This window comes from Novosphingobium sp. 18050, assembly GCF_902706195.1.
Lineage (GTDB): Bacteria > Pseudomonadota > Alphaproteobacteria > Sphingomonadales > Sphingomonadaceae > Novosphingobium.
The window spans coordinates 1-12,690 of the sequence record NZ_CACSJO010000039.1; the positions used below are offsets into that span (position 1 = coordinate 1).

Sequence of the window (12,690 nt, forward strand, 5' to 3'; positions counted from 1 at the left end):
CCCTCGCGGCGGCGGCGGGCGTGGGTTCTCGGGCGGAAGCGACAACGGCGCGCGGCTGCTGGCCTCGGTCTATCACACCTGGATTTTGCGGCAGGACGTGCAACTGACCGAGGGCAGCGAGACCATCGATCTGCTCCACGGCGGCACGATCAGCGGCAGCAGCACCCCGCAGCACAAGGTTACGGCGACCCTGGGCGTGACCGACAACGGCCTCGGCGCAAGGCTGGAAGGCAACTGGCAGGCCGCGACCACTGTTTCGGGAGACGGCATGTCCTCGGCGACCGGCGACCTGCACTTCGGCGCGCTCGCTACGCTCGACCTCAGGATATTCGCCAACCTCCAGAACCGCTTTCGCGGGAAGGCCTGGGCGCGCGGAACGCGTATCACCCTGTCGGCGGAAAACCTGTTCGATAGCCGCCAGCGTGTGACTGACGCCACGGGCGCCACGCCCTATGCCTACCAGCGGGACTATCTCGACCCATTGGGCCGCACGCTGTTGCTGTCGGTGCGCCGCATCTTCTGACGCGCGCGCACCTATCGGTTCACTTGACCGAGAAGCTGTAGCTGCCCTCGATGCGTTGGGTATCGGCGGTGACCGCGTGCCATTTCACGTCATAAGTGCCGGCAGGCAGGGCGCGGGGCAAGCTGACGGTCATCGCCTTGCCCCCGCCGGCCAGCGCGGTCTTGAAGCCGGAGACTTTCATCGGTGCGTGGTTGGCCATGCCCGGCATACCGGTCATCACGATCTCCACGCCCGACATTTTCTCGACCACGGTTTCGGAGAAATTGAGCGACAGCGTGCGCACGTTCGATGCCTTGGTATCGGCGGCCGGGGTGGCGCTGACCAGCTTTGCGTGGGCGAAGGCCGGACCGGCGGCGAAAACCGCGGCGGCGGCAAGTGCGAAAGCGGCAATCGAGGTGAAGCGGCGCATGGGTGATCCTTTGCGGTTTCGCGTTGCGTACGGATCCAATACGCGCGCTGTCGGTGCGCCCCTCATCGCTATGAGTGATTTTTGTGCGGGCTGCGTATAGGTGGGGAGTGGAGGTAACGAAGATGCGCGATATCGACGAACTGCTGGCGAACCTGCGCAACGATGGCGGTGACCCGCGGCTGGCGGGCATGGACGCAGCCGTGCTGGCAGGCGTGGGCCAGCGGCGCGCGCAAGGCGCGGCGCGGCGCACACTGGTGCTGACCAGCGTGATGGCGCTGGGCATTGGCTTCGTCGCCAGCTTCTCCGCGCCGCAAAGCGCGCGGGCGGTGCCGTCCTTCGCGCTCAACGCGGTGCCTTCCAGCGCGCCGTCCAGCCTGCTGATGGGCAGGCCCTGAAGCGGTGGCGCGTCCTTCGTACCTCATCGTCATCTTCGCGTTTCTGGCCGCGATCGCCGGCGTCTTCATCGGCCGCCTGCTGTTCACGCCCGAGCCGCCGATCGAGAACCGCTTCCACACACTGATCCATCATGAGCTGAAACTGGACGCCGCCCAGACGGCGCGGATCGAGGCGCTGGAACATAGTTTTGCTGCGCGCCAAACCGGCTACGAGCAGGAGATGCGCGACGACAACCGCCGGCTAGCCGATGCGATTCAGGCGGAGAAGGGGTACGGCCCGCATGTTGCCGATGCGGTGGATCGTTCGCACCACGCCATGGGCATGCTGCAGAAGGAAACGCTGCAGCATCTGTTCGCGATGCGCGCTGTGCTGCGTCCCGATCAGGCACAGCGTTTCGACAAGGCGATGGTGGATGCGCTGACCGCACCGCAGCAGTGAGTGTTTCGCTGCCCGAAGCCGCAGTCCATGCCGCAGACGACGACGGCGCGTTGGCGGCGCTTGCGTTGTCCGGCCGTGAGGATGCTTTCCGGGCGCTGATGGCGCGCCACCGCGAGGCTGTGTACATGCTGGTGCGCGCGCAAATGGACGATGGCGATGCTGCGCTGGACGTGACGCAGGAAAGTTTCATCGCCGCTTTCGCGCACCTGGACCGCTACGATCCGGCGCGCCCGTTCCGTTTCTGGATCATGCGCATTGCCATCAACAAGGCGCGCGACTGGCGGCGGCGGCGCAAAGTGCGCAGTTTCTTCTCCCGCGCCCGCCCGATAGAGGAGGGGTTGCAGGTGTCCGACACCGCGCCGGGGCAGGAGCAGCAGGCTGCCGCCCGCGAGGAACTGGCCCGCACGCGCCGCGCCATCACTGCCCTGCCGGAGAACCTGCGCTCGGTTCTGTTGCTGCGCACCATCGAGGGCATGAGCCAGACCGATGTGGCCGTTTTGCTCGGACTCAGCGAAAAGGCGGTAGAGACGCGCCTTTACCGCGCGCGCCTGAAATTGACCGAGAGTTTGAGGGTATAGTGCCTCGCGCGCGTATGCCGATGTGACGACGGATAAAAACGAAGGACGATCCCCGAATGCTACCATCCAAACTCGACCGCCGGACGATCATGCGCGGCGCGGCGGGACTGGGCGTGACGGCAGCACTGGGCGGGATGTTTCCCGGCTGGGCGATGGCGGGAACGGTCGGCGCGGCGCAGGGCGCGGTGCTTTCGGGTGAGCGTATCCGCCTTGATATCGGTCATGCCCACGTGGCCATGGGCGGGCGTGAAGGCCATGCGGTGACGGCCAATGGTACGATGCCGGGGCCGCTGATCCGCCTGAAGGAAGGCCAGAACGTGCGCCTCTCCGTTGCCAACGGGCTGCGTGAGGACACCTCGATCCACTGGCACGGGCTGATCGTGCCGTTCCAGTTCGACGGCGTGCCGGGGATCAGCTTTCCGGGGATCAGGCCCGGCCAGGTCTTCGACTACGAATTCCCCATCCGCCAGGCCGGCACCTACTGGTATCACAGCCATAGCAATATGCAGGAGGCGATGGGCCTGTTCGGCCCTATCGTTATCGATCCCGCAGGGGACGAAACGGCGCCTTACGAGCGCGAACATGTAATCGTGCTGTCGGACTGGAGCAGCGTCCACCCGCACATGCAGCTGCGCCGTTTGAAGCAGCGGGGCGGCTACTACAACCGCCAGAAGCAGACGCTGAAAAGCCTTCTGGCGGGCCGCGACCAGCCCCTTGCGGAGCGGATGGACTGGGGCAGGATGCGGATGGACCCCACCGACATTTCCGATGTCACCGGCTCCACTTACGATTTCCTCATCAACGGCCATGACACCGCCGGCAACTGGACCGGCCTGTTCGCACCGGGTGAGCGGGTGCGGCTGCGCATCATCAATGCCTCGTCGATGACCAACTTCAACTTCCGCCTGCCGGGCCTCGCCATGACAGTGGTGGCGGCGGACGGGCAGGACGTGGAGCCGGTGGAAACCGACGAGTTCCAGATCGGCATCGCCGAAACATACGACGTCATCGTCCGCACCGAAAAAGCGGAAGCCATTGCAATCATCGCCGAGGCCATCGACCGTTCGGGCCTGTGCCGCGCCACGCTGGCGCCGCAGATCGGCATGGTTGCCCGGGCCGTGCCGCTACGCCAGCGCCCGCTGCTGGGGATGAAAGACATGGGCATGGACATGTCCGGTATGGACATGGCGAGCGGCACGCTGGACCTCAGCGCTGCGGTCGACGCCCATCCGGCAGGCGGCCACGGCGCGATGAAGATGCGGGACAAATCGCTGGCACCGCCAAGTGTCAGGATGGGGCCGGGCGTGGCGACGATCTCCGCCGCCCCCGCCGACCGGCTGGGTGACCGGCCCACCGGGCTTGAAGGGGTTGATCACCGCGTGCTGACTTATGCGGACTTGCGCGCCCTCGTCCCCGCCGCCGACCGGCGCGCGCCGGGCCGTGAACTGGAAGTTCACCTTACCGCCAACATGGAGCGCTACATGTGGTCGTTCGATGGCGTGAAGCTGAGCGAGAACCCCGATCCGCTGGCGTTCCGTCTGGGCGAGCGCGTGCGCGTCACGCTGGTCAACGACACGATGATGCCGCACCCGATCCACCTGCACGGCCATTTCTTCGAGCTGGTCAACGGGGCAGAGGACAGGCAACCGCGCAAGCACACCGTCAACGTGCTGCCGGGCGGGAAGGCCAGTTTCGACCTGACCGCCGATGCGCCGGGGGATTGGGCCTTCCACTGCCACATGCTGCTGCACATGCATTCGGGAATGTTCCGGGTCGTGACGGTGCGTGCCGGGGAGGACGCGGCATGAAGCGCGCCTTGTCGATCGCCCTGCCGCTGGCGCTGGCTGCCACCGGGGCGCAGGCGCAGGACCATGCGGGCCACGTCATGCCCGGGGCTACGCCGGCTGTCGAGGACGCTCCGTCCGCGCCTGCGCCTGCTGTCCCGGCAGACCACGCCGCCGATGCCTATTACGACCCGGCGCAGATGGCGCAGGCGCGCAAAATGCTGGCCTATGAAGGCGGCGGCATGCCCAATTCGATGCTGATGATCGATCGTCTGGAATGGCGGCCAGGTAAGGGCGGCGATGGCTACAACTGGGAAATTGAAGGCTGGACCGGCGGGGACATCGACCGGCTTGCCATCAAATCCAAGGGGGAGGGCGATTTCACCGGCAAGGCCGAGAAGATCGAGTTGCAGGCGGGCTGGTTCCACGCGCTGGACCCTTGGTTCAACTTGCGCGTCGGCGTGCGGCAGGACCTCCAGCCGGAGCCGAGGCGGACCCATGCCGTTCTCGCTGTTGAGGGCCTTGCACCGTACTGGTTCGAAACCGAGGGCGAGCTGTTCCTGTCGCAGAAAGGCGAAGTGACGGCGCGCGGCGAGGTGAGCTACGACCAGCTCATTACCCAGCGGATTGTGCTGCAGCCGCGCGCGGAAGTGAACCTTTCGGCGCAGGATATGCCGGGGTTGGAGACGGGCTCCGGCCTTACTTCGCTGGAATTGGGGCTGCGCCTGCGCTACGAATTGGTGCGCGAGTTCGCCCCGTATGTCGGCGTGAACTGGGAACGCAAGCTGGGCAAGACCGCCCGTTATGCCCGAGCCGAGGGTGACAGCCCGGGCGGTCTGCATTTCGTGACGGGTGTGCGGTTCTGGTTCTGATGCAGCTGCGTCAGATTGGCAGCAGCTTTTCCGCCAGAGCTACGTGCAGCCTCAGCCCGATTGCCAGCACGTCGTCGTTGAAGTCGTAACCGGGATTGTGCAGCGCGGGAGAGGCCGGTCCGCGTGCCTGGCCCAGCCAGATATAGGCGCCCTTGCAGACCTGCAGCATGAAGGAAAAGTCCTCCGAGGTGAGCGCCGGCTCAGGGGCGAGCAGGGCGGTGCCCACGGTGGCGGCAATCTGCAGCGTTTCGGCGGCTGCTTCTCCATCGTTGATAGTGGCGGGGTAATAGTGTTCGTAATCGACATGCGCCGACACGCCGAACGACAGGGCAACACCCTGCGCCATGTCGCGCAGGCGCGCTTCGATCAGGTCCTGCACAGCCGGATCGAACGTGCGCACGGTGCCGACAATGCTGACGCGTGCGGGGATCACGTTATGCGCTTCGCCCCCGTGCAACTGGGTGACGGAAAGAACCGCCGAATCCGCCGCCGCAATCGCGCGCGAGACGATCGTGTTGAGCTGGCCGACCAGTGCCGATGCTGCAAGCAGTGCGTCTGGCGTGCTATGGGGCAGTGCAGCATGGCCGCCTTTGCCGGTCAGCACGATCTCGAACCTGTCTGCCGCGCCCATGATCGGGCCGGGGCGGGTGGCGATGGTTCCAGCGGGGAGGTCGGGCCAGTTGTGGAGCGCGAATACGCGGTCGCAGGGGAAACGCTCGAACAGGCCTTCCTCCACCATGACACGGGCACCGCCGAGGCCTTCTTCCGCGGGCTGGAAGAAGAAGTTCACGGTGCCGTCGAAATTGCGTGTGCGGGCCAGATGCTGCGCAGCACCGAGCAGCATGGCAAGGTGCCCGTCATGACCGCAGCCGTGGAACACGCCGTCGGTGCGGCTGGCGTAGGGCAGGTTGGTCTGTTCCTGGATCGACAGTGCATCCATGTCGGCGCGCAGGCCGATGCTGCGCGCCGAATTGCCGTTGCGCAGCACGCCGACGACACCCGTTTTACCGATGCCTTCATGCACTTCCAACCCGATCTCGCGCAGCTTGCCGGCGATGATCGAGGCGGTGCGGCGCTCTTCGAAACCGAGTTCGGGGTGCGCGTGGATGTCGCGGCGGAAAGCCACGAGCGGGGAGAGTAGGTCATCGATCGCGGCGTTCATGGGACGCTCCTCAGTGCTGCTCGCCGAACAGCTTTCATATCGGGTCGTGGTGCTTGATGAAGGGTGGCTTTGGTGAACATGGTCAACATCTTGTCCCGCTTGTCGTCGAGTAGGCCGCCCAGGGTGTCACCGATGCAGTCGAGTATCATATCCATCCCATCATCCGTGCAACACAGCTTCGGTGCAAGCCCCTGTGACGTTGTCGGTGAAGGCATTGAAAATAGCGCCATTCCCGTGACCGCGCTTGAACAGGCGGTCGGTGAGGCCCAGCGCGGGGTCGGTTCCTGAACACCTAGGGGAGTATCGGCAACGCCGTCGCAAAAACCTCCGCGAGATAGTCGATCATCACGCGGACCTTGGCAGGTGGACGCCGGTCGGGCGGGTACAGCACATGGATCCCGCCAAGATCGACTACCGGCTTGTCCAACGCAAGCGCGACCAGGTCTCCCCGCTGGATCGCCTTGCCGACGATGAAATCCGGCTGATACAGGATGCCCTGCCCGCCCAGTGCTGCAGCCAGCAGCGCATCGCCATTGTTTGCGATGAGATCGCCGCTGATTGGTACGCGGATGTCGCCGCGCGGTCCAAAAGCCCATTGCTTGGCGTCCTGCATCGCCGAGAGAGTGTAGCTGAGACAGTTGTGCTGGATCAGTTCAGCGACCTGGCGTGGCACGCCACGGCGGTCTAGATAGGCGGGGGCGGCGCAGACATGCATCGCGCTGTCGCCGAGGCGACGGGCGTGGAGCGGGCTGTCGGCCAGCCAACCGATGCGGATGGCCAGATCCCAGCTCCCGGCAATGAGGTCCAGTTGCGCGTCGCTGAGACCCAGTTCGACCTTCATTTCCGGGTGACGGCGGCTGAATTCGGGGATCAGCGGCGCGACGAATCTGCTACCGAATGAAAGTGGCACATTCATGCGCAACAGCCCGCTCGCCTTGATGCGCTGCGAGGCCGCTGCCGCCTCCGCTTCGTCGATTTCCGGCAGAATGCGCTGGCAGGCCTCAAGATAGCTGCTCCCCGCTTCGGTCAGGCTGAGTTGACGGGTGGTGCGGTGGAACAGCTTGACGCCCAGCCGCGCCTCGAGCGCGTTGACATGTTTCACCGCCATAGCTGGCGACATGCCGAGGTGACGGGCTGCGGCGGACAAGCTGCCATCGGCGGCGGCACAGACGAATACCCGCATGCTGATGATACGATCCACGGTTGAATTTCCTACTACTGGTATCAAGTCTTGGTGATTTTACCCCAGTTCTACCATTTTCGGATATGACCTAATATCTTCGTCATGGATTTGACGAAGGAAAATATCGTGAACGCCGATGCCCCTAAGACCGCCAAAGGTCATGCGCGTATGCCCACATTCTTCATTCCGCACGGGGCCGGGCCGTGCTTTTTCATGGACTGGAGCCCGGCTCACACCTGGAATAACATGGCCTCCTTCCTGAAGGGCATCGCCGCGACGCTCCCCGAGCAGCCCCGCGCGATCATTCTGGTTTCGGCACACTGGCTGGAGTCGGAGTTCAGCGTTACCGGCCATGCCCGACCCCATTTGATCTATGACTATTCCGGATTTCCGCGGCATACCTATGAGCTGACCTATCCCGCCCCGGGCGAACCGGCGCTGGCGCACAGGCTTGCGCAACTGATCGAAGCACACGGGATGGATGGGCGCGTGGATGCGCAGCGCGGTTTCGACCATGGCATGTTTATTCCGCTGAAGCTGATGTTTCCGGGCGCAGATATTCCGGTGATCCAGTTGTCGCTGCGGCGCGACTTCGATCCCGGCGCACATCTGGAACTGGGCCATGCTCTGGCTGCGTTGCGCGACGAAGGCGTTCTGATCGTTGGTAGCGGCATGAGCTTCCACAATATGCGCGGCTATGGCGATCCCCGCTTCACGCCGGTCTCGGCCGAGTTCGACGAGTGGCTGATCAATGCGGTGGAAAGCCAGCCAACGCAGCGCGATACCCTGTTGCGGGATTGGGAACAGGCACCCCATGCGCGCCTATGTCATCCTGCGGGCGCTGAGGAGCATCTGATTCCGCTGCTCGTGGCCGCCGGCGCGGGTGGGGAGTCTGCGGGCCGCAAGGTCTATTCCGAGCGCGTCATGGAAACCATGATTTCGGCGTTTCGGTTCGGCTGAGCCGCCGCGCTGTTCAGGAGAAACTCCACGATTATCGATCTTTCACAAAAGCCTGCCATCGTCACTGGCGAAATCCGGCGCACGGGTGGTCAATACCGGGCGTGAGCAGGATCGCGTCGAGGTGGCGTTGGTGGCTGCGGGAAGCGACCGACCGCGACGATGCGTCCGGCCGCGCTGCGTGTTTCTTATCGCTCCAGAGCTTCTGAAAGGCATCCTGGGGCCCGCTGCCATACGGGTCACGCCGCATTGATTTCATCTCGCCTGGGCATATATGTCTGCCGCCGCTAGCTCGGGCCGCCTCTGGTCACGCAACCTGGATGGACGACGCATGGCACATACGATGGTTCGCAAGGATGAGGAGCAGCGGTTAACGGCATTGCGCCGGCTGGAAATCCTCGACACCGAACCTGAAGATGCATTCGAAAATATCGTTTCGCTGGTGCGAACCGTTCTGGGTGTGCCGATTGCCGCCGTCTCTCTCATCGATGAAGACAGGCAATGGTTCAAGGCCCGCGCTGGGCTTGATGTATCGCAGACCCCACGAGATATATCGTTCTGTTCACATGCTATCGAGGGGAGCGAGCCGTTTGTCGTCACAGATGCCCTTCTAGATCGCCGTTTCGTCGACAATTTGCTCGTCACTGGCGACCCGGGTATCCGAAGCTATGCCGGCATCCCGTTGCGCACTGCGGACGGGTATAACGTGGGCGCCTTGTGCGCTATCGATCGCAAGCCGCGCGAGTTCACCGCCGAAGAACTGGCGATGCTCGCCAAATTCGCGAAGATCGTTGAAAATGAGTTCGCCCTTCGCCAGCGGGCAGAACGTGATCCCCTCACCGGAGCATTGACGCGCGGGGCCTTTACCGAACGCGCTCAGCAGGAAGTCATGCGCTACAGGCGCTATGGACGGCCGTGTAGTCTCGTGCTGGCTGATCTCGATCATTTTAAGCTGGTCAATGACACGTACGGCCATCCGGCGGGTGATACAGTGCTTCGCGAAACCGCCAACCGGGTATCGCTGGCAAAGCGCCCGATCGATACGCTTGGACGGCTGGGCGGCGAGGAGTTCGCTCTTCTTCTGCCGGAAACGGATGCCCCGTTCGCGCTTGCGGCAGTAGAACGGTTTCGTCTCTCGCTGGCCGGCCATCAGATTGAGCTACCGTATGGAAAACGGTTCAATGTCACTGCCAGTTTCGGGATATCCGAGTTGAGCGCGGGAATCGATACGGTTGATCGCTGGATGGAGTTGGCGGACCGGGCATTGTACGCTGCAAAAAGGGCCGGCCGTAATTGCTCCAGGGTAGCAGAGGGTTGATGAGCGCCTACCAAGTCGGGGCAATCGCTACTCCCTTTCGCCGCTGACGCGCGGTTCCCCGTCGCAGTGCTGACGTCCTGCTCTGCGCTGCTGCTTATCCCCTATGCGAAGAACCGCTGATCCACAGTTCCACCCGCAAGCCTGGTGCGTTGTCTGCCAGCCGGATATCCCCGTCGTGAAGCCGTGCGGCGGCTTCGACCAGCGAGAGCCCCAAGCCTGAGCCGGCGAGATGGCGAGACGGATCGAGCCTGCCGAAGCGCCTTAGCGCCTCGGCGCGGTGTTCGGGGGGGATGCCGGGGCCGTCGTCGGCTACGGTCAGGACCAGCTGACTGCCTTCTTCCCGCGCGTAAAGGGAAATGCGGCTGCCACCTTCTGCATACTTGACCGCATTCTCGATCAGGTTGCCCAGTGCCTGGCTGATGAATTCTCGGTGCAGGGTGGCGTGGAGGTTTGGCGGTGAACTGGCCCCCAGCGCGAAGCCGCTGTCTTCGGCGAGTGGGCCATAGATCTCCACGAGGTCTTCCAGCAGCATGGCCACTTCGATCTCGCTGAAACGCTCGCGGCCGATGCCGGCTTCGGCGCGGCTGATCTGCAGTGCGGTGGAGAGCATCCTGAGCAGCGTGTCCGCTTCCTGCGCCACCCGTTCGAGTGCGCCGAGGGCGTTGTCGTCCTCCGTTTCGGCGGCGGCGCGCTCTATCAGCACTTTCATCCGCGTCACCGGCGAGCGCAGGTCGTGTGCCAGCCCGTCGGTTATCATGCGCAGTTGCGAGATCAGCCCCTCGATCCGCTCCAGCATGGCGTTGATCGAGAGGCCGAGCCGATCGAAGGCATCGCCGCTGCCGCTCACGGGCACGCGCGCGGCCAGTGCGCCGCCGCCCACGGCGCTGGCGGTCTGCGTGATCGCCTCGATCCGGCTCGACAGTACCCGGCCGATGACCAGCGCGCCCAGCAGGGTCAGCGCCAGCCCTGCGACGAGTGCGCCCAGCACGGCCTCCTCGTTCACGCGGACCAGTCGCAGGCTCGATTCGATGACGTGGCCCGCCAGCAGGCGCTTGCCATCCGGCAGGCGGACGGCGGTGACGCCCATGCGCTCAGGCCGTTCGCTGCCGGCACGGTAGAGGTCGATGGTGAGCCAGCGGGTGCCGGGAGGGATTACCGTGGGCCATGCATCGAGGTTGCCGGCGATCGGCGTGCCGTCGGGCGCGGCGTAGAGGATGACGGCAACGGCGCCGTGGGTAATTTCGAGGCGCGCACGGATCAGGCGGCGCAGGCCTTCGTCGCCCGATCCGCGCCAGGCAGCGGTCAATTCGTCGCGCAATTCGCCCACGGCCTCGCGCTGTTCGGCCGCGAGCGCGCGCTGGCTTGCTTCCTGGACAAACACCAGGACCCCGCCGGTCACGAGGAATTGCAGCACGAATGCCAGCAGGACGAAGCGCGCCGTCGTCGAGCGAAAGAGTGCCGTGCCCAGCATCATCCGGCCTTCAAGGGGCTCAGGCCGAAATGCCCAGACGGTAACCGGCGCCGCGCACCGTGTGCAGCAACGGTCGGTCGGAGCCGTCGTCGAGCTTGCGGCGCAGGCGGCTGACGTGCACATCAATGACATTGGTGCCGGGATCGAAATGATAGTCCCACACGCCTTCCAGCAGCATCGTGCGCGTCACCACCTGTTCGGCATGGCGAAGCAGGTATTCGAGCAGGCGAAATTCGCGTGGCTGCAATTCGATCGGCCGGCTGCCGCGGCGGACTTTGCGTGAAAGCAGGTCCATCTCGAGATCGTCGCAGGAAAAGCTGGTGACGACCGGCGCCCCGGCCCCGCGCTTGCGCAGTAGCAGGCGAACGCGGGCGAGCAGTTCGGCGAAGGCAAAAGGCTTGGTCAGATAATCGTCGGACCCTGCGGTGAGCCCGGTCACGCGGTCATCGGGGGTGCCAAGCGCGCTCAGGATGATCACGGGTGTCTCTATGCCGGCGGCACGCAGCGCTGCCAGCACGGCCATGCCGTCCATCTTGGGGAGCATGCGGTCCAGCACGATGGCGTCATAGGCGCCATCGGTAGCCAGGAACAGGCCGTCGCGTCCGTTGTCGGCGCGGTCGACGGTGAAGCCTTCCTCGCCCATGCCCTTGGCTATGAAGGACGCAGTGTCATCGTCATCCTCGATCACGAGCAACTTGTGGCTCATCGTCACGCTCCCTTCCGGCCGAGCAGTATGGTGCGCGGCCGACCCTGATGCGACACTGACAGCCGCACGACGGTGCCTTGTTGCAGATAACGGGCGGCCTGATCCAGCGTGAAGATGGGCCGGCCGTTCATATCCAGCACAGTGTCCCCGACGGTGATGCCTTTAAGCTCGGCTTCACTGCCTGAACGGATGCTGGTGACGACCAGTCGGTCCGGCTCCCAAGGCGCGGATTCGATGGTCATTCCGGGCAACAGCGGGCGCGCTTCGAACCTGCCGGCAAACGAGGCGAACCACGTGCGCCCGGTGTGGGAAACCGAAAACAGCATCGTCGCGGCGGGGACGAGCAGCAGCAGCAGCGGGGCCAGACGTACAAGCCGGCGCTGCATCGGGGAGGGGCCGGCATACTCGTCGCGCATCGCTTTATCCATCGCGAGAGCGGCTGTGGAGGCCCGCTTCGGTGCCTCCACAGCAGGGGCGGGATCAACTGGGCTGGCTGGTCTTCTTGACGGTCGTTTTCGTCATGGGCTTCGTCGCGTGGTGGGCCTTGTGGTGGGCGGTTTTTTTCATGTGATGGCTTTGGGCCGCCGGGGCCTTGGTCGGCGTTGCGGCATTGGCGGTGGTGGCACCGGCCAGAGCGAGGCCGGCGAGGAGCAGGAGCGACTTCTTATGCATGACTTCGGTTCCTTTTCTCTTGCGGATCTGGCGGCGGCGGAGGTCGGCACCCGCTGATCGCAGTTACGAAATTCGCCCGATTTGCGTTCCAATGCAATTTACGGTTTCGTCATGTTCCGGCCATCCGGCGCTTTGAGCTTGGCGATAAAACATTGAGATACAAAACATTATTGAGCCCCATCTTGCTGCCCGAACATGAAGGATCGGTCATGGGGCGGGGA

The 12,690-nt window shown here is 64.4% G+C and carries 14 protein-coding genes and 1 pseudogene; 8 read left to right on the plus strand and 7 right to left on the minus strand.

What is annotated here, in order from left to right; translation table 11 throughout:
* Positions 1–523 (plus strand): annotated as a pseudogene (locus tag GVL61_RS22415) (TonB-dependent receptor); the annotation flags it as partial.
* 19 nt (positions 524–542) lie between these two features.
* On the opposite strand, the gene copC reads toward GVL61_RS22415, so the two are convergent.
* Positions 543–932, minus strand: a complete 390-nt coding sequence (gene copC / locus GVL61_RS22420; RefSeq protein WP_159983157.1) for a copper homeostasis periplasmic binding protein CopC — start codon at positions 930–932, stop codon at positions 543–545.
* 122 nt (positions 933–1,054) lie between these two features.
* Between copC and GVL61_RS22425 the strand changes: the two genes are divergently transcribed.
* From GVL61_RS22425 to GVL61_RS22445, 5 genes are read left to right on the plus strand one after another with little or no spacing between them, the layout of a single operon-like run.
* Positions 1,055–1,327, plus strand: a complete 273-nt coding sequence (locus GVL61_RS22425) for a hypothetical protein (protein WP_159983159.1) — start codon at positions 1,055–1,057, stop codon at positions 1,325–1,327.
* A 4-nt stretch (positions 1,328–1,331) separates the two neighbouring features.
* Complete coding sequence (locus tag GVL61_RS22430) at positions 1,332–1,766, plus strand: periplasmic heavy metal sensor (protein WP_159983161.1); 435 nt, start codon at positions 1,332–1,334, stop codon at positions 1,764–1,766.
* Entirely contained in the window at positions 1,763–2,344 is a 582-nt protein-coding gene (locus tag GVL61_RS22435; protein ID WP_235037852.1) for an RNA polymerase sigma factor, read from the plus strand. Before GVL61_RS22430 ends, GVL61_RS22435 begins: the two co-directional genes overlap by 4 nt.
* Before the next feature lie 56 nt (positions 2,345–2,400).
* Entirely contained in the window at positions 2,401–4,152 is a 1,752-nt protein-coding gene (locus GVL61_RS22440) for a copper resistance system multicopper oxidase (protein WP_159983163.1), read from the plus strand.
* Entirely contained in the window at positions 4,149–5,000 is an 852-nt protein-coding gene (locus tag GVL61_RS22445) for a copper resistance protein B (protein WP_159983165.1), read from the plus strand. The genes GVL61_RS22440 and GVL61_RS22445 overlap by 4 nt, the downstream gene beginning before the upstream one ends.
* A gap of 10 nt (positions 5,001–5,010) precedes the next feature.
* Here GVL61_RS22445 and GVL61_RS22450 read toward each other — a convergent pair whose 3' ends face one another.
* Together GVL61_RS22450 and GVL61_RS22455 are read right to left on the minus strand one after the other, a co-directional pair.
* The gene (locus tag GVL61_RS22450; RefSeq protein ID WP_159983167.1) at positions 5,011–6,162 is read right to left on the minus strand and encodes a M20 aminoacylase family protein; all 1,152 of its coding nucleotides are present in this window, start codon (positions 6,160–6,162) and stop codon (positions 5,011–5,013) included.
* A gap of 292 nt (positions 6,163–6,454) precedes the next feature.
* Entirely contained in the window at positions 6,455–7,363 is a 909-nt protein-coding gene (locus tag GVL61_RS22455; RefSeq protein ID WP_235037853.1) for a LysR family transcriptional regulator, read from the minus strand.
* A gap of 150 nt (positions 7,364–7,513) precedes the next feature.
* Here GVL61_RS22455 and GVL61_RS22460 point away from each other — a divergent pair, with 150 nt between their 5' ends.
* Positions 7,514–8,305 (plus strand): class III extradiol ring-cleavage dioxygenase, encoded by a 792-nt coding sequence (locus GVL61_RS22460; protein WP_159983201.1) that lies wholly within the window; start codon positions 7,514–7,516, stop codon positions 8,303–8,305.
* A gap of 328 nt (positions 8,306–8,633) precedes the next feature.
* Entirely contained in the window at positions 8,634–9,620 is a 987-nt protein-coding gene (locus tag GVL61_RS22465) for a sensor domain-containing diguanylate cyclase (RefSeq protein ID WP_159983169.1), read from the plus strand.
* Between the two features lie 94 nt (positions 9,621–9,714).
* Here GVL61_RS22465 and GVL61_RS22470 read toward each other — a convergent pair whose 3' ends face one another.
* The 4 genes from GVL61_RS22470 to GVL61_RS22485 form a co-directional block, all read right to left on the minus strand.
* Positions 9,715–11,091 carry a HAMP domain-containing sensor histidine kinase gene (locus GVL61_RS22470; RefSeq protein WP_200844827.1) on the minus strand — a complete coding sequence of 459 codons (1,377 nt, stop codon included), beginning with the start codon at positions 11,089–11,091 and terminating at the stop codon, positions 9,715–9,717.
* Positions 11,092–11,110: 19 nt separating this feature from the next.
* A complete protein-coding gene (locus tag GVL61_RS22475; protein ID WP_159983173.1) occupies positions 11,111–11,797 on the minus strand; it encodes a response regulator transcription factor in 687 nt (228 codons plus the stop codon).
* 2 nt (positions 11,798–11,799) lie between these two features.
* Positions 11,800–12,213: a PDZ domain-containing protein gene (locus GVL61_RS22480; protein WP_159983175.1), complete on the minus strand. Its 414-nt coding sequence runs from the start codon at positions 12,211–12,213 to the stop codon at positions 11,800–11,802.
* Between the two features lie 64 nt (positions 12,214–12,277).
* Complete coding sequence (locus GVL61_RS22485) at positions 12,278–12,469, minus strand: hypothetical protein (protein WP_159983177.1); 192 nt, start codon at positions 12,467–12,469, stop codon at positions 12,278–12,280.
* Positions 12,470–12,690: the final 221 nt, after the last annotated feature.

Coding starts and splice junctions, on each gene's coding strand:
- copC (WP_159983157.1), bottom strand. CDS start 932: ATGCGCCGCTTCACCTCGATTGCCGCTTTCGCACTTGCCGCCGCCGCG.
- GVL61_RS22425 (WP_159983159.1), top strand. CDS start 1,055: ATGCGCGATATCGACGAACTGCTGGCGAACCTGCGCAACGATGGCGGT.
- GVL61_RS22440 (WP_159983163.1), top strand. CDS start 2,401: ATGCTACCATCCAAACTCGACCGCCGGACGATCATGCGCGGCGCGGCG.
- GVL61_RS22445 (WP_159983165.1), top strand. CDS start 4,149: ATGAAGCGCGCCTTGTCGATCGCCCTGCCGCTGGCGCTGGCTGCCACC.
- GVL61_RS22450 (WP_159983167.1), bottom strand. CDS start 6,162: ATGAACGCCGCGATCGATGACCTACTCTCCCCGCTCGTGGCTTTCCGC.
- GVL61_RS22460 (WP_159983201.1), top strand. CDS start 7,514: ATGCCCACATTCTTCATTCCGCACGGGGCCGGGCCGTGCTTTTTCATG.
- GVL61_RS22465 (WP_159983169.1), top strand. CDS start 8,634: ATGGCACATACGATGGTTCGCAAGGATGAGGAGCAGCGGTTAACGGCA.
- GVL61_RS22470 (WP_200844827.1), bottom strand. CDS start 11,091: ATGCTGGGCACGGCACTCTTTCGCTCGACGACGGCGCGCTTCGTCCTG.
- GVL61_RS22475 (WP_159983173.1), bottom strand. CDS start 11,797: ATGAGCCACAAGTTGCTCGTGATCGAGGATGACGATGACACTGCGTCC.
- GVL61_RS22480 (WP_159983175.1), bottom strand. CDS start 12,213: ATGCGCGACGAGTATGCCGGCCCCTCCCCGATGCAGCGCCGGCTTGTA.
- GVL61_RS22485 (WP_159983177.1), bottom strand. CDS start 12,469: ATGCATAAGAAGTCGCTCCTGCTCCTCGCCGGCCTCGCTCTGGCCGGT.